General features: G+C 71.3%; 13 protein-coding genes. 5 read left to right on the forward strand and 8 right to left on the reverse strand.

What is annotated here, in order from left to right; genetic code table 11:
* Positions 1-32: 32 nt before the first annotated feature.
* From Pen02_RS27140 to Pen02_RS27155, 4 genes are all read right to left on the reverse strand, one after another.
* Complete coding sequence (locus Pen02_RS27140) at positions 33-1,223, reverse strand: ATP-binding protein (RefSeq protein WP_203868941.1); 1,191 nt, start codon at positions 1,221-1,223, stop codon at positions 33-35.
* Positions 1,224-1,327: 104 nt separating this feature from the next.
* Positions 1,328-6,367: a hypothetical protein gene (locus Pen02_RS27145; protein ID WP_203868942.1), complete on the reverse strand. Its 5,040-nt coding sequence runs from the start codon at positions 6,365-6,367 to the stop codon at positions 1,328-1,330.
* Positions 6,364-7,221, reverse strand: coding sequence for a DUF4132 domain-containing protein (locus Pen02_RS27150; protein WP_203868943.1), 858 nt, complete (start codon positions 7,219-7,221; stop codon positions 6,364-6,366). The genes Pen02_RS27145 and Pen02_RS27150 overlap by 4 nt, the downstream gene beginning before the upstream one ends.
* Before the next feature lie 320 nt (positions 7,222-7,541).
* On the reverse strand, positions 7,542-8,528 hold the full coding sequence (locus Pen02_RS27155; protein WP_203868944.1) for a helix-turn-helix transcriptional regulator: 987 nt from the start codon (positions 8,526-8,528) through the stop codon (positions 7,542-7,544).
* Between the two features lie 63 nt (positions 8,529-8,591).
* Here Pen02_RS27155 and Pen02_RS27160 point away from each other — a divergent pair, with 63 nt between their 5' ends.
* Positions 8,592-9,755: an epoxide hydrolase family protein gene (locus tag Pen02_RS27160; RefSeq protein ID WP_203868945.1), complete on the forward strand. Its 1,164-nt coding sequence runs from the start codon at positions 8,592-8,594 to the stop codon at positions 9,753-9,755.
* 183 nt (positions 9,756-9,938) lie between these two features.
* On the opposite strand, the gene Pen02_RS27165 is transcribed toward Pen02_RS27160, so the two are convergent.
* From Pen02_RS27165 to Pen02_RS27175, 3 genes are all read right to left on the reverse strand, one after another.
* Positions 9,939-10,553: a lytic polysaccharide monooxygenase auxiliary activity family 9 protein gene (locus Pen02_RS27165; RefSeq protein ID WP_239141344.1), complete on the reverse strand. Its 615-nt coding sequence runs from the start codon at positions 10,551-10,553 to the stop codon at positions 9,939-9,941.
* 303 nt (positions 10,554-10,856) lie between these two features.
* Positions 10,857-11,459: a response regulator transcription factor gene (locus tag Pen02_RS27170; protein ID WP_203868947.1), complete on the reverse strand. Its 603-nt coding sequence runs from the start codon at positions 11,457-11,459 to the stop codon at positions 10,857-10,859.
* A complete protein-coding gene (locus Pen02_RS27175) occupies positions 11,456-12,613 on the reverse strand; it encodes a sensor histidine kinase (RefSeq protein ID WP_203868948.1) in 1,158 nt (385 codons plus the stop codon). Before Pen02_RS27175 ends, Pen02_RS27170 begins: the two co-directional genes overlap by 4 nt.
* Positions 12,614-12,720: 107 nt before the next feature.
* On the opposite strand from Pen02_RS27175, the gene Pen02_RS27180 reads away from it, so the two are divergent.
* Together Pen02_RS27180 and Pen02_RS27185 are read left to right on the forward strand one after the other, a co-directional pair.
* Positions 12,721-13,602: an ABC transporter ATP-binding protein gene (locus Pen02_RS27180; protein WP_203868949.1), complete on the forward strand. Its 882-nt coding sequence runs from the start codon at positions 12,721-12,723 to the stop codon at positions 13,600-13,602.
* Between the two features lie 43 nt (positions 13,603-13,645).
* Positions 13,646-14,365, forward strand: a complete 720-nt coding sequence (locus tag Pen02_RS27185; RefSeq protein WP_203868950.1) for an ABC transporter permease — start codon at positions 13,646-13,648, stop codon at positions 14,363-14,365.
* 98 nt (positions 14,366-14,463) lie between these two features.
* On the opposite strand, the gene Pen02_RS27190 is transcribed toward Pen02_RS27185, so the two are convergent.
* Positions 14,464-14,985, reverse strand: coding sequence for a MarR family winged helix-turn-helix transcriptional regulator (locus tag Pen02_RS27190; RefSeq protein WP_203868951.1), 522 nt, complete (start codon positions 14,983-14,985; stop codon positions 14,464-14,466).
* 93 nt (positions 14,986-15,078) lie between these two features.
* Here Pen02_RS27190 and Pen02_RS27195 point away from each other — a divergent pair, with 93 nt between their 5' ends.
* Positions 15,079-15,498, forward strand: coding sequence for a Rid family hydrolase (locus Pen02_RS27195; RefSeq protein WP_203868952.1), 420 nt, complete (start codon positions 15,079-15,081; stop codon positions 15,496-15,498).
* A gap of 134 nt (positions 15,499-15,632) precedes the next feature.
* Positions 15,633-15,884, forward strand: coding sequence for an NAD(P)H-binding protein (locus Pen02_RS43065; RefSeq protein WP_372445681.1), 252 nt, complete (start codon positions 15,633-15,635; stop codon positions 15,882-15,884).

Genomic DNA, 15,884 nt, shown 5'->3' on the forward strand with positions numbered 1-15,884 from the left:
AGCCGCACCGGTCGACGTGTGGGAAAGGGTCGTCACCGCAGGCTCTCCCGCAGGTCCCAGAGCCGGCGCCACATCGCCGAGCCGTCCTCGGCGCGCCGGCGTACCGGGCCGTCCCAGTAGCCGAGCAGCCGGGCGTGGTCGTTCTCGTCGTCCTTGCGGACCACGCCGAGCAGGTGCCCCGGGACCAGGTCGAGCGCGTCCCCGCCGGGCAGGTACGCGGCGGCCAGTCCGAGCGACACCGCCACCTGCACGGCTTCGGCGGTCGACATCACCGTGCCGGGCCGCTCCACGTCCCAGTTCTCGCCCGAGCGGCCGGAACGCAGGTCGCGGAACACGGTGACCAGCGCGTCCAGCACCGCGTCGTCCACCGTGTACGCCGCGCCGGCGCGCTGCACGGCGGCGGTGGCCTGCCGGCGGACCAGGTCGGTCTCGGTCTCCGCGTCGGAGATCGGGTGGATCGTCTCGAAGTTGAACCGGCGCTTGAGTGCCGAGGACATCTCCGACACGCCCCGGTCCCGCAGGTTCGCGGTGGCGATCACGGTGAACCCGGGCATCGCGCGGATCAGGCCGTCCCCGGTGCCGACCAGCTCCGGTACGTTCATCCGCCGGTCGGACAGGATGGACACCAGCGCGTCCTGGACCTCGGGCAGGCAGCGGGTCACCTCCTCGATCCGGACCACCCGACCGGTACGCATAGCGGTCAGCACCGGCGAGTCGACCAGCGCCTGCGGGGTCGGGCCCTGGGCGAGCAGCAGGGCGTAGTTCCAGCCGTACCGGAAGGCGTCCTCGGTGGTGCCGGCGGTGCCCTGCACGGTCAGCGCGCTGGTACCGCAGACTGCGGCGGCCAGCAGCTCGGACAGCATCGACTTGGCGGTACCGGGCTCGCCGACCAGCAGCAGCCCCCGCTCACCGGCGAGGGTGATCACACACCGCTCGACCAGGCTCCGCTCACCGACGAACTTCGCCGGGATGGTCATGCTGGCCGGCAGCTCGGTGCCGTCCGGACCGGTACGCCGGTCGGCGGGCAGCTTCAACGCCTCGCCGTCGCTGCCCTGGACGAAGGTGACCACGGCGCGCGGGGTCAGCGCCCAGCCCGGTGGCCGGGCCCCGTCGTCGTACGCGGCCAGGAAGGCCAGTTCGTCGGCGTACCGCTGTTCGGCGGAAAGAACCTGGGCGGCGGTCTCCGGCACCGCGCTGGGGCGGACGTGTTCCGTCACGGTCACGGGGTTTCCTCGATCTCTCTACGGTTCGGATGGGACGTGTGCACAGGGACGGTGCCGCGACGGCCGGGTCGGTCGCCGCGGATGCACCGCCTGCGGGGTTGACGTCAGCGGCGGGTGCGGCCGGTGGGCAGGTTGTCGAGGCGGGGCCGCTCGCCGTCACGGATGCGTTGCCAGGCCCGCCGGTAGAGTTCGGCGGCCGGTTCGAGCGGCACGGTCACGCCGAGCGCGGCCGTACCGTCGGGTGCGAGGTCGAACAGGGCGACCTTCCAGCCCTCGATCGGCACCTGCCCGCCGCCGCGCTCCAGCCATCGACCGGGCAGGAACAGCGACCGGCCGGCCCGGGACCGGGTGGCCGAGATGACCAGGTCGGTGCCGGCCAGCTCGGCGCGAGCCGCCTTCAGCCGAGCCGGCTTCCAACCGGTCCACTTCGCCGTGTTGCGGTCGGTCGGGTCCGGCATGGCCAGCAGCATCAGGTACACCGCCGCCGCGTCGACGCCGAGGCCGTGTTCCGTGGCCACCTCGGCGACCAGGTCGGGCACCGAGCGGGTCGGATCCTGCGGCCACCACGTCCCGGCCTCCGCCCGCGCGCCGCCGTCCGGCTCGCCCGGGTCGCCGAGCAGCGCCGCGAACCGTGGGTCGCGGACCAGCCGCAGCGCCACCTCCGTCGGGTACGGCTTGGCCGCGTCGCCGCGCAGTGCGGGCAGGTACGGGTCCGTCCCGTCGGCGTCGAGCAGGTCCGGCCGCAGCGCCGGGGACGGCTGGTCGTCGTAGGTGGCCAGCACGATGGCGCCGTACCGTTCCCAGCCCGGGCCGGTCTCCGACGGGGTGCCCGCCACCTGCCGGAACTTGGACAGCCCGACGTACCGGTCGAGGTCGAGCAGCAGCTCCCGGTTGGCCAGCCGGGCCCGGATCGTGGCCAGCACGGCCGGCAGCGCGGCCCGGCACGGGTCGCCGGCCGGCGTGTGGTGGGCCAGCCAGGCGGCCAGGGAGACCGTGGAGCGCAGCACCTCACCGGTGAAGCCCACCGCCCGGTCGTCGACCTGCTGGGCCCGGTCGCCGTCGATCCGGAAGACCAGGTCGGTGCTCAGCTCGGCCGAGCGGGCCGGGTCGAGCAGCGCCGGCAACGCCTTCGCGGGTCCCCAACCGGACCGGACCGCCCGGACCGCCTCTGCGAGTAGCTGTTCGGGCACCATCACCCGGCGTCCGAGGGCGGTGTTCCAGACCGCTGCGGCGGCGGCCACCTCCGGACCGTCGGTCCACAACCGGGCCGGGTCGTCCGGCAGCAGCGCCGAGACGACGGCACGCCGCAGCTCCGGCCCGGCCTCGTTCAGCATGCCGAAGGCCAGCTTGACCTCGCCGACCTGCTTGATCCCGAGGGCCTTGCGCAGCTCGACCGGTACGGTGTTCGCCGAGTCCGCGTACGGCAGGCCGGCCAGCACCAGCTTCGCGGCGGTCGGGGTGACACCGGTCAGTTCGGCGAACGACTCGGCCGCCTCCGGCCGCCAGGGTAGCGGCCCGCGCGCGGTCCACTCGGTCAGGAAGGCGTCCAGCCAGCCGGCCGGCCGGTCGTCACCGACCGACGCCGAGGACTGCACCGTGTACGGCTCGGGCACCGCGAAGACACCGGTCGGATCGTGGTACAGCGCGCCGAGGGTGTAGCCGGTGGGCGTGCCGCCGGAGGTGAGGACGGCGATGAACGCCCCGTCGGACACCGGCAGGAGGCCCGGCCTGGGGAACCGGGCCGTCCCGTCGGGCACGGTCAAATCCTCGTCCAGCAGGTGCAGCGCGAACCGGCGCCACCGGGACGGTTCGGCCGCGCTCAGGTCGAGCCGACCGAGCTCGGTCAGCAGGGCACGCAGCGGCTCCCGGTGTTCGTCCGGGGTGACCGCCGCGACGGCCCGGTAGGCGACTGCCGCGACGCCGTCGAGCAGGCGCGACCAGTCCAGGGCGTCCGGCAGCGACGGTCCGTCGATGTGCAGCCGTACGGCGGGTCCGCGTCCGATGGTGGCGGCCCGCTGGGTGGCCAGCGCCTGGAACTGGGTGAAGACCTGGGGCGAGCTGCTCGCCCCGTAGACCGGGCCACGAAGTCCGTCCAGCGCCGTCGCGAGCTGCTCGTCGGTGGGTCCGGTCGCGGTGACCACCGGCGGCGCTGCCTTCGGGGCGGACAACGAGGTGTTGAGCCGCTCGGTCACCGCTTCCAGGTCGGTGCACACCCGGGCGGCGAGTCGCAGCATTCCGGCCACCCCGGCCAGCATCGCGTCGTGGCCGACCGCCGGCAACGTCGAGCGGACCAGCTCGACCAGCGCGTCCTTGTCGTCCTCGTCAGCGGTGGCGGCGCTGGTGGCTGGTCCGGAGCCGCCGACCGGTGCGCCGACCCCGGATGCCGGGACGGCGGTGCGAGGGCCGGTGCCGGTGTGCGGGAGTCTGGTCGGCCCGGTGCGGGTCGTGGCTTGGGCTGCGGCTCGCGCGGCCGCTTCGGCCAGGGCGGCGCGGCGTTCGTCGAGGGCGACCTTGAGCAGCGCGGCGGCGGTGTCCCGGTCCATCCGGCGCAGGGCGGCGGAGCCGGCCGGGTCCCGAGGCAGCATGTTGCCGAGGAACGAGTGTGCCGGCAGCGGAACCGTGCTGGAGGTGTAGGCCCGGCTCAACGGCGGTCCGGCGGCGGCCGTCACCACCCCGTCCGGGTCGACCAGGACGAAACCCTTGAGGACGGCCCGCGGTCGGTCGTCGCCGGGCAGCACCAGCGCCGCGATCGGCTCCTGGCCCGCAGCCACGGTGACGGTACGACCGGCCAGGTCCTCGCCGCGTACCGAGCCGTCCGGCAGGGTGACGACCCGCCAGCCGAGCAGACCGTCCACCGGGACGGCGGCCGGGGTGGCCCGGTCGGACAGGGCCGGTCGCAGCCAGCTACCCGACTTCCGGAGTTGGCTGCCGTCGACCGGAAGATCGGCCAGGAACCGGGGCAGGCTGCGCCGGCCGTGGGTGTTGCCGGCCGGGTCGTACTCACGCCAGCCGTAGCCGCCGTCGTCCACGCCATGGTCCTGGACCCAGTACGAGGTGCCGTCGGTGATGACCGGCCGCTGCGCCGGGACAACGGTGTCGCCGACGTGCAGCACCCCGTTGCCGGTGGTCCGTCCGCCACCGGGCAGCGGCAGGGTGATCTCGTTCGCGCGCCGCTGGCCGTCCTGGATGGGCTGTGGCTCGTCCGGCGAGGAGTGCCAGTAGCCGCGCGGGTCGTAGCCGAGCGCCTTGGAGCGCCAGTAGACCAGGAGTTGGCCGTCGACGTAGTGGAAGTCGGGCTTACCCCACATGTCGCCGGCCGGGATGCGCAGGTCGTGGCGGAGCACGATGCCCTCCGCACCGAGCACGCGTACGGTGGTCGGCCCGGCCAGGATCACGTACGGCCAGGCTTCCTGCCAGGTCCGCTCGACCCGGTGGTCGCCGCCGGTCACCTCCTGCCACGCCAGCTCCCACTCCGGCCAGCCCAACTCGTCGATGATCCCGCCACGCAGGCTCCGGGCGACGTGCTCGGCGAGGTCGACCCGGACGGCCTGCCCGGGGTCGTCGTCCGCACCGGGTTCACCGGACCGGGGGAGGTCGTCGGAGACCAGCCGCACCGCCTCGACCGGGAGCCTGCCCAGCCAGTCCACCGACTCCACCAGGTACGGCAGGCCGGTGCTGAACCGGTGGCGGATCCGGGCCCGCAACCAGTCGGTGAGCATCGGTTGGATGCCGGGCGTCTGGGCCACCCGGCGCAGGGCGTCCGACTGGCCGTCGAGCTTGTCGAGGCCCCGGCGCAGAGCTCCGACGAAGCGGTCGTCGCCGACCATGGCCAGCAGGTCCCGTTCTCCGTCGGTCTTGACCCAGTGCGCCAGGTCCACGGAGTCGTCCTTCGGCGGCGCCACCGGCACGGCGAGGGCGAGCAGCAGGTCGCACAGGTCCAGGTCGCCGTCTGCGACGAGGGTCTCGCCGCTGTCGGTCAGTTCGGCGCGGAGCCGGTCGGCCATCCGCTCGACGAGCGGGTACAGCTCCGGCATTCGGCGGCGGTAGTGCCCGGAGTTGACCCGGCTCACGAAGCGGCGCAGCCAGCCGACGGAGCCGTCCTGCGGTCGGGCCGTGTCCGGCACGTCCGGGTCGGTGAGTCCGGCGAGTGCACCGGTGTCGGACAACAGGGCCAGCCAGCCGACCAGGTTGTCCCGGTCGGCGGGCATCAGGTCGAGCAGGCTGCCCCGGATCGCGGGGTCGCCGCCGGCCAGCGCCTGCACCGCCGGCAGGTGTGCCTTCCACCAGCCGGCCGGCGCCTCGGCGGCCACCGGGAGCCGGAGTACCTCGGTCAGGTAGGCCGCCTCACGACCGGCGCCGGCACCGGCCTTACCGGTGGCCCGGACCAGCCGCTTCACCGCGTTGGCCGACTGCGCGGACGGAACCACGCCGGCGGCCGAGGCCCGCAACGCCAGCCGGCAGAACCGGTCCAGCGCCTCGTCGGCCGGCAACTGGGCGGAGAGTTCCTTCGCGTACCCGGCCAACCCGGTCGCGGAGACCACCTTGGCCGACGCGAACTCCAGGTAGACCTCGTCCAGCCGGTCCAGGTCGACCGGTAGGCCGTGCTGCGCCTCCGCCTTGCGCGCCTTGTTCAGCAACTGCGTCGCGTAGGTGTCCTGCCCGGCGGCGAGGAACACCCGCGCCGCCTGCTCGAAGAAGGTCGGCAGGAGGTGCGGCAGCGTACGGGCGAACCGGTCGGCGATGGCCTGGTGCCCGTCCAGGGCGGCCTTCGGCCGCGACCGGGCCTGTTTGGCCAGCTTCTGCAACTCCGGCACCACCGCCAACGCGTGCCGGCCGTCCGTCGGGTGGTGTACCAGCACCCACTCCGGAAACGCCAGCGATCGGCGCGGGCCCAGCCCGACGACGGCGGGATCGGCAGCCGTTTCCAGGCCCAGGAACCCGACGGCGAGGTCCTCGCCCTCCCCGAGTACGGCGTCGACCACGCGGACCACCAGCCGGTCGCCGAGGGCCGGATGCCGGTAGGTGCGGGCGGTGAGCGGTACCGCCCGGTCGCCGGCCTCGGCGGTGTCGGTCGGCAGTACCGCACCGGCGGCCAGCAGGCTCTCGGCCGTCTGCTCGCCGGACATGGTCGTCATCCCGGTCACGCCTCTTTCTCCGTCTTCGTCGCGGCGCCGGACAGGACCGTCGCCATCCGCATTCCTTCCGACCACGCCACCGGCCCGACCTCGGCCAACCGCAGCGTCGGTCCGTCCACCACCGACCAGGAGAGGGTGCCCAGGGTCGCCTCGGAATCCCAGTAGTCCTCGTCGAACCACATGCCGGCCTCGACCGTGCGGCCGGCCTCCCAGACCCGGCAGGTGACCTGCGAGCCGGAGACCCGGAAGCCGAGCGTGGCGGCCCGGGCGGCCAGCCGGTTGGGAACCGTGGTACCACGGAAGTCGGCGATCGTGGTGTCGCGGTCCTTCAGACCGGTCGGCTTGCTCCAGGTGGCCCGGTGCAGTTGCTCGATCCGCTGGGTGATGTCCAGTTCGTCGGCGAACTCGCGCAGCTCGGTCAGGTCGGCCAAGCGCACCGGGTGGGGGAGGGTGGCACTGGCCGGCGAGAGCCGGACGGTCTCTCCGTCGAGGTTGACCATGCGCAGGTCACCGGTGTCGGTGACGTCCCGCAGGAAGCCCGGCTCGGCCGGGTCGTCGCCGAGCACCACGAGGTCGCGCAGTGCGTCCTGCCAGCTCGGGTCCGGCCAGATCCGGGCCAGCAGCCCGGTCGGCACCGGCAGCGAGGACACCACCCAGGCGTCGATCCGGGCCAGGCATTCGGCGGTGTGCCGGTCCAGCCACTGGGCGAGCTGGCGTAGCCGGTCCACCTCGGGGTCGTCGCGCAACACCTTCGGCAGGGTCTTCAGTGGGCGGCCGGTGGCCCGTAGACCGGTGGACCGAGCCGTCACCTTTCCGTCCACGAGGGAGATCTCGTACGAGTCTCCCACCGCTAGCCAGCCCATCAGGAATACCCTCCGTAGTGGAGAATCAGCCAAATTTCAGGAGATATCGCCCGCGATCGACGATGTAGGGGACGCTAACAGTAGTGACCGACAGGGCAGGGGGCGGTCGGCGGGCGGAGGTCGGCGTACCGGGGTCGAGTGTGGCCCGGAAGAAGGTCCGGATCTGCGGGAGTCGGCAGGTCCGGCCGGTTCGGGAGCACCGCGGACGGTCGAGCGGGGGCCGGGCGAGAGGCTGGAAAGTGGCCTAGGTCACATCGCGACGACGTCGGAGTCCCAACAGACGACACAGTGCCGAAGGGCCGTCGCGGGGTGTGCGTCGGTCATGTGGTTTTCTGCCTCGCCGGAGTCGTTTCTTGTGGCGCGTGTTGGTAGCGCTCGGCAAGTTTGCGCAGGTGTTCGGCGAGTTCGGGGGCGTCCTGCGCGTCGAAGTGGAAATCGGCGTCGAGCATGCCGAGGTACGTGGCGAGCAGGTGGGGTGTGTCGGAGCCGACGGCGACGACGCAGGTGTGTTCGTCGACCGGTTCGACCTGTATGCCCGGTGGCAGTCGCGCCGTGATCTGTTCGGCGGGCGCGTGCACCGTGACCCGGGCGTGGTATCGCCAGGTGGCGGTGCTGAGGCCGCGGGCGACGTAGCCGGTGAGGTCGCCGCCCGGCGGGTTCCGGGGAGCGAACCGGGGACCGGTGGGCGTGCGTGGTGTCAGGCGGTCGACGCGGAACGTGCGCCAGTCGGACCGGTCGAGGTCCCAGGCGACGAGATACCACCGTCGACCGGTGTGGACCAGCCGGTGCGGTTCGGTCACGCGGATACCGGCCGTGCCGTCGTGGCTGCGGTAGTCGAAGCGCAGACGCTGGTGGTCGCGGCAGGCGGCGGCGACGGCAGACAGGACGTCCACCGCGACGGTGGGGCCCGATCCGGGCATCGGCACGGTGACGGCCGCCAGGGTGTTGACCCGGTGCCGCAGCCGGGTGGGGAGGACCTGTTCGAGCTTGGCGAGCGCGCGTACGGATGTCTCCTCGATGCCGGCGACGGTGCCGCCGGCGGCGGTGCGCAGACCGACGGCGACGGCGACGGCTTCGTCGTCGTCGAGCAGCAGGGGCGGGAGGTTGGCGCCGGCGCCGAGGCGGTAGCCGCCGGCCGCGCCGGGGGTGGCGTGCACGGGATAGCCGAGGCTGCGCAGCCGTTCGACGTCGTTGCGGATGGTGCGGGTGGTGACGCCGAGCCGGTCGGCCAGGTGCGGCCCGGTCCAGTCCCGCTGCGTCTGTAGGAGTGACAGCAGGCGCAGCAGACGTGCTGAGGTGTCGATCACGTTCTGAAGTCTGTCACCTAACGCGGAACGATCCCTTCCGCAATTGGTCCTACGGTTCCGGGCATGACACCGTTCCGCATCGATATCCCGCAGACTGCGCTGGACGACCTGCGCTACCGGCTCGACAACGCCCGCTGGCCCGGCGAGCTGCCCGGCATCGGATGGAGCCGCGGGGTGCCGCTGGACTACCTCAAGGACCTGGCCGAGTACTGGGCCAACGGCTACGACTGGCGCGCCCGGGAGGCTCGGCTCAACCAGATCCCGCAGTTCACCACCGAGATCGACGGGCAGCAGATCCACTTTCTGCACGTACGCTCGCCCGAGCCGGACGCGCTGCCGCTGCTGGTCACGCACGGTTGGCCCAGCTCGTTCGTCGAGTTCGAGAAGGTGATCGGGCCGCTGACCGATCCCCGCCGCCACGGCGGCGACCCCGCCGACGCGTTCCACCTCGTGGTGCCGTCACTGCCCGGGTACGGGTTCTCCACGCCGCTGAATGAAGTCGGCTGGGGCAACCTGTTCCGGGTGGCCAGCGCGTTCGCCGAACTGATGGGCCGGCTCGGCTACGACCGGTTCGCCGCGCACGGCGGGGACGTCGGCGCCGGCGTGACCGGGATGATGCCGATGGTGGCGCCCGGGAAGGTCGTCGGTACGCACGTCAACGGACCGGGCCCGTTCCCCTTCGGCCCTCCGGTCGACGTAGCCGGGTTGTCCGAGGTGGACCGGATGCGGGCGGAGCGGTTCAACGAGTTCCAACGCGACGGCATGGGCTACCTGCACCTGCAGGCGACCCGACCACAGACCCTCGGGTACTCCCTCGCCGACTCCCCGGTCGGGCAGTTGGCCTGGATCGTCGAGAAGTTCCAGGCGTGGACCGATCCGGCGGCTAAGCTGCCCGAAGACGCGGTCGACCGCGACCAGTTGCTCACCAACGTCAGCGTCTACTGGTTTACCGGCAGCGGTGCCTCCTCGGCGAACTTCACCTACGAGGGCATGCAGGCGTTCCGCGCGTACGCCGGGCAGGCCGGGGCAACCGGCTCGGGCGCGTCCGCCGGTCCACCGATGGGTGTGGCCGTGTTCGCTGCGGACAACAGCATCCGCAGTCTGGTCGACCCTGTCGGCGCCATCCGACACTGGTCCGAGTTCGACCGGGGCGGCCACTTCCCGGCCATGGAGACTCCCGACCTGCTCACCGACGACCTGCGGACCTTCCTGCGCCCACTGCGCTAGCCGACCAAGAGGGCCCGGCGGCCGGCCTGTCCAGGCTGGCTGCCGGACCCTCAACTGGCGGCTGCGGTCTCGGCTTGACCCGCGTCGCCGAACAGTTCGCTGCCGACGAGGGTTCCGTGATCCCTTACTCCGGCCCAGGAACATCGTCCTGAGCCGGAGTAAGGCGGTGGCTGGTCCTGCGGATCAGACGATGTTGATGTCGCTGCACCACATGTAGGTCTGGTCCATGTGCGACGCCTTCCACACCACGAAGAGCACGTGGTTTCCGGTGCGTCCGGAGGTCGAGACGTTGAACGAGATGTTCTGGGTCGGCGCGTAGCGCCCGGTCGTCGTGATCAGGTCGATGTTTCCCCATCCGACGCGCTGGGTGCTCGGGTTGAACCCCTGCCTGGTGAGGTAGACCCGGAAGTAGTCGGCGCCGTGGCTGGCCTGGTCGTAGAAGCGGAGTGTGAAGCTGCGGCTGACGGTGGTCGCCTTCCACGCGCCCGGCTGGTTCAGGGAGTCGTTCCTGGAGAGGGCGTTGCTGCACAGTTGCCCGTCGGGCGTACGGGCCTGGAACTGCCCGGCGAGGCCGTCCCGCAACTGGCTCATCCAGTTCCACATGGTGTCGGGGTTGGCCTGGAACGCCCGGTAGCACATCGGGTCCTGCGTCTGCATCGCTGGGTCCATGTGCTTGCTACCCCAGGTCTGCCAGCACTGGTAGGCGCGGGTTGCCGGGTTGATGACGGTGCCGTGGGCCTGGGCGGCGCCGGCCCAGGGCAGCATGCCGACCACCATGGTGAGTGCCAGGGCAAGCACCCGAAGGAGCGGGCGGCCGACCGACCGGGATTGCCGGCCGGATTGATGGGGCTGGTGTGAACGCACTGTGCATCCTCCGTTCTGAGGCACCCTGGGACGAGGGTGGGAGCGCTTCCAGTGAGTATCACACCCATCGAGCAACATATCAACGAACATCTATCAATATGGCGTTGATCGGATTAGTTGGAGTCGTGGGGTCCGGTTCGCGAGCCACGTCGCGTCAATTTTCAGAACCAGCACGTTGCCGGGGACGTGATCGGCGACCGTCGGGACCCGTACCGGCCGGAAGACCCCGACCGCCGCTCACAGCCAGTCGTGTTCGCGGGCGTAGCGCGCCGCTTCGTGGCGGGTCCGGGTCTGGGTCTTGCGCATCGCGTTCGAGAGGTAGTTGCGTACGGTGCCCGGCGCCAGGTGGAGGCGGGCGGCGATGTCGGCGACCGAGTAGCCCTCGCCGGTGACCCGCAGTACGTCGGCCTCGCGGTCGGTGAGGGGGCAGTCCTCGGTGACGGCGAGCGCGGACACGTCCGGGTCGATCCAGCGTTTGCCGCTGCGCAGGGTGGCGATGACGGACGTGATGTGAGCCGGTTCGGCGGATTTGCTGACGAAGCCCTGGACGCCGAGTTTCAGCGCCTTGCGCAGCACGCCGGGTCGGGCGTGCCGGGTCAGCATGAGGACCACCTGCTCCGGTCGCGTACGCCGGATCTCCGCGACGGCGTCGAGTCCGTCCACACCCGGCATTTCCAGGTCGATGACCAGTACGTCGGGCCGGTGCCGCAGGGTGGCTGCGACGGCCGTCCGACCGTCCTGCGCCTCCGCCAGTACGGTGATGTCGCCCTCCATCGGCAGCAGTGCGGCCAGGGCTGTACGGAGCAGCACCTCGTCGTCGGCGAGCACGATGGTCGTCATCGGGCATCCTTACCCGGGGCCGTCGCGCCCGCGTGGGCACGAGCGGGCGGGAAGACCGCAGCGGTCAGGAAGCGCTCGTCCTGCTGGTCCACGGTCAGCTCGCCTCCGTCGCCCGCCACCCGTTGGCGCAGCGTCGACAGCCCTCTGAGCTCGGGAAGCGTGTCGGCGGTCACCCCGTCGTTGACGATGGTGATGGCCGACTCGGAGAGCGTGATCTGCACCTGGCTGGCCTGCGCGTGCCGCAGGATGTTGGTGGTCGTCTCACGCAGCACCTGGCCGAGCAGTTCGCTGGCGGGGGCGTCGACCTCTGCCTCCCGGGTCACCCGTACGCGGATGCCGGCGGCCTCGAACAGGTTCTTCGCGTTCTCGATCTCTGCGGAGAGGTTGAGCCGCCGCTGCGCGTACGCGAGTTCCTTGGTCTGCGCGATGGTGTCGCTGACCAGGGCGTACGTCTCGCGCAGCTCCTTCTCCGCCCGTCCTGCGTCGCGGAGCAGAAGTCTCTGCGCCAGCGCGATCTTCAGCTTCACCACGTGCAGGGTGTGACCCTGGATGTCGTGCAGGTCGCTGGCGAACCGGACGCGTTCCCGGACGACGGCCAGCTCCGCCTCGCGCTCCCGGGTCTGTTCGAGTTCCCGGATGAGGTCGTAGAACCGCTCGCCCACCATCGTCATCACCGTCACCAGGACGGTGAGGGCGGTCGGGATGAGGACGTAGCTGACCACGACCTCGCGGACGTCGTCCCGTTCCACCAGCAGCCGCGCCGCGCCGACGACGGCGACGTAGCAGAACAGTCCGGCCACCGCCAGAGCCCGCCGACGCCGCCGCACCTCACGCAGGGCGAGGGAACCCACGGCGCAGAATCCCCAGTACGCGTTGGGGCTGCCCGTCACCAGCACTCCCAGCGGCCACACCGCTCCCGCGACGATCGCGCAGGGCAGCGCGACCCGGGCGAGGTCGTTGGCCGTCCACCGCTCGAAGGCCACCAGGCCCGCGGCGACACCCGGCGCCAGGACGACGACATGCCACCAGGTACGCGTGTCGACGTAGAGCAGGACCACCCCGGCGATCGCGATCGGTGGCAGCGACGTCGCCAGGTTGAGCCGGCGCAGCCGTCCCTGCGTCGTCTCGGTGAAGCGCGGCGATCTTGCGGTCACCATTCCAGTATCCGGCGCCGGCCGGCCACGACCAGTGACACCACGTCACATGCGGTCGTGACACGGCGCCACTGACGGGTCGACGGCGCCCGCGCTGTCATGGACGCATGTCCAGCACACCAGTCATCGAAGTCGAACACCTGAACCTCACCTATGGCGACTTCCACGCCGTGCGGGATCTCTCCTTCGAGGTGCGCCGGGGCGAGCTCTACGCGCTGCTCGGCACGAACGGGGCCGGGAAGACCTCGACCCTGGAGACCATCGAGGGACACCGGACGCCGACCTCCGGCACCGTACGCGTCTTCGGGCACAGCCCGGGCGACCGGCGCGCGGTACGTCCCCGGATGGGCGTGATGCTCCAGGAGAGCGGATTCTCCCCGGACCTCACCGTCCGCGAGTCCGTCGGTCTGGTCGGTCGACTCACCCGGCGTACCGACGACGTCGACCGGGTGCTCGACCTCGTCGACCTCACCGGCCGGGCCGGCCGGAGAGTCTCGCAGCTCTCCGGCGGGGAGAAACGGCGACTGGACTTCGCCACCGCCGTCTACGGCACCCCGGAGCTGATCTTCCTGGACGAGCCGACCACCGGCCTGGACATCCAGTCCCGCGACGCTCTCTGGGCGACGGTGGACCGGCTGCGCGAGAACGGGTCCACCATCGTGCTCACCACGCACTACCTGGAGGAGGCGCAGCAGCGTGCCGACCGCATCGGGCTCATGCACCAGGGCGCCTTCCACCGCGAGGGTACCGTCTCCGAACTGACCCGCACCCTGCCGGCGGTCATCCGCTTCTCCCTTCCGGCGTCGGCACCGGCGCTGCCGTTGCAGGCCGTCGTCGACGGCGACGGCACGGTCGTGATCGAGACCTTCGGACTTCAGCAGGACCTGCACGTCCTGCTCGGATGGGCGCACGACCACGCCGTGGCGTTGCCGGACCTGCAGGCCGGGCCGACCCGGCTCGACGACGTCTTCCGCGCCATCAAGAGCTGACCCGCCCCGCCAGCCGACCCGTTCCCCGAGAGGAGTACCGCCCGTGTTTCCCATCGCCGCAAGCGAGCTGATCCAGATCTTCCGCAACCGGCTGGTGCTGGTCACCAGCTTCGTCATCCCGGTGGCGGTCAGCGCGTTCTTCGTCCGCCAGCACGAGACCTTCGCCGCCATCGGAAGCCTCGGCTACATCGCGGCCATCGTGATGTTCACCGTGGCCGCGTTCGGGCTGTACGCCACGGTCGTCACCACGCTGGCCTCCCGCCGGCAGAACCTCTTCCTCAAGCGGCTGCGCTCCACCGCCGCCGGAGACGCCGGCATCATCGCCGGCCTGCTGCTGCCCGCCACCGTCCTCGCCGTGGTGCAGGTCGCCGCGATCCTGACCGCGCTCGCCGCGGTCGCCGGAGAGCCGGCCAACGTCGTACTGCTGGTGGTGGCGGTCCTCACCACCCTGGCCATGATGGTCGGCCTGGGGCTGGCCACGGCCGGTGTGACGAACTCTCCCGAGCACGCCCAGGTGACCACCCTGCCCGTCACCCTCGGCGTGATCGCCGTCGCCTCCTGGGTCGGCATCACCGGTACCGAGGACCTCACCCTGCTCAAGCGACTGCTGCCGGGCGGCGCGGCCACCGAGCTGACCGTGAACGCCTGGAACGGCGGAGTTGCGGTGACCGACTCCCTCCTCCTGCTCGCGCCGACGCTGGGCTGGGTCGTCGTCGCGGTCGCCCTCGCCACCCGACTCTTCCGCTGGGATCCGCGCCACTGACCACGGACCCGACCGGGTCGGCCCGGACGCCACCGGCGGCATCCGGGAGTTCGCCGAACGCCACCCGATGTCATGACAGGCTCGGTGCGGCCGGGCGCCTACTGAGGACCGGTCATCCCTTGGGACAGGTCGCTCGGCCGCACCCGCAACTTGGCGGCGATACGCGTCAACGCGCGCTGGTCGGCGGCGCTGAGCGGATCAAGGACGAACTGCCGCACCGAGCGCACGTGTGTGGGCGCGGCAGCGACGACGACGCCGTAGCCGGTGTCCGTGAGAGCGGCGATCGTGTAGCGACCGTCCACCGGGTCGGGGAAGCGCTCCACCCACCCACGCTGTTCGAACCGCTTGACGACGTTGGACAGGCGGGACAGCGAGCCGTTGGCCAGGTAGGCCAGTTCGCTCATCCGCAGGCGGCGCTCCGGGGCCTCCGACATGTGGCTGAGCGTCAGGTATTCGAAGAGGGTCAGGCCGGCCGCCTGTTGCAGTGGCGCCTCCAGTCGGCCGGGCAGCAGCAGGACCAGCGAGACCAGCCCGGTCCAGGCGTCCTTCTCGTCCGGCGTCAGCCAGGGCGTCTGGTCAGAGGCGTCCCCACCGGGTTCCGGGGTCGCGGTGATGGCCATGGTGCCACCATACCGAGGCGCGAAGGCTTCATGCGTGAAGTCATGCGTGCTACTGTTGACTTCAAGCGTGAAGCGGAATCAGAGGAGACGGGCATGAGCGCACCGGAGTTCTTCGTCACCCCGGGCTACGGCGTGACACAGTTGGCCAACATGCACTACCACCAGGCCGTCCGGCTCGGCGACCGGATCGAGATCTCGGGCCAGGGCGGATGGGACGACGACTGGAACTTCCCCGAGGATCTTGAGGAGGAAATCGTCCAAGCCTTCGACAACGTCGGCCGTACCCTGGCCACGGCCGGAGCGACCTGGCGCGACGTCGTCGCCGTTGACTCCTACCACATTCCCGACTCCCCAGACTTCATCGGCGAGGTCCACAACCGCGTCATGGTGGAACAGTTCCGCAAGCACATGGGCGACCGCGCGCCCATCTGGACCGAAATCGGTGTCGCGGCCCTCGGCGCGCCGAAGATGCGTGTCGAGATCCGTGTCACCGCGACCGTCGACCGCGGCTGACCGGCGTACGTGGTCATCGGGCATCCCCGTCTCGGGGCGCTGGTGCAACCCGGCCGGCATCCCGAGACGGGCTCTGCCGACCAGGTGGTGGCCCGGCGTGGAACGCGACCGGCATCGCGGGCGCCCACGGAGGCATCCGGGGCGGAACCGCCGTTCGTAGCGATCTCGACTGGCTTGTTCTCCGGCCGTCACTGCTGGTCGACGATTCCGCAGTCGGCACCGTGTCACTCGGACCAGCCGAATTCCACGGCCGGATAGCCCGCGCCGATGTCGCCGAAACTCTCGCCGAGTTGCTGCACGAGCCCCGCATCGGCCGGCAGATCCTCGAGCTCGACAACGGTTCCACGCCGATCCGGGATGCTGTCAGCTCCAACGTTCGTCGGTGA

The sequence above is a fragment of the Plantactinospora endophytica genome, assembly GCF_016862915.1.
GTDB classification, from domain to species: Bacteria; Actinomycetota; Actinomycetes; order Mycobacteriales; family Micromonosporaceae; genus Plantactinospora; species Plantactinospora endophytica.

Coding starts and splice junctions, on each gene's coding strand:
- Pen02_RS27190 (WP_203868951.1), bottom strand. CDS start 14,985: ATGGCCATCACCGCGACCCCGGAACCCGGTGGGGACGCCTCTGACCAG.
- Pen02_RS27195 (WP_203868952.1), top strand. CDS start 15,079: ATGAGCGCACCGGAGTTCTTCGTCACCCCGGGCTACGGCGTGACACAG.
- Pen02_RS27160 (WP_203868945.1), top strand. CDS start 8,592: ATGACACCGTTCCGCATCGATATCCCGCAGACTGCGCTGGACGACCTG.
- Pen02_RS27150 (WP_203868943.1), bottom strand. CDS start 7,221: ATGGGCTGGCTAGCGGTGGGAGACTCGTACGAGATCTCCCTCGTGGAC.
- Pen02_RS27170 (WP_203868947.1), bottom strand. CDS start 11,459: ATGACGACCATCGTGCTCGCCGACGACGAGGTGCTGCTCCGTACAGCC.
- Pen02_RS27180 (WP_203868949.1), top strand. CDS start 12,721: ATGTCCAGCACACCAGTCATCGAAGTCGAACACCTGAACCTCACCTAT.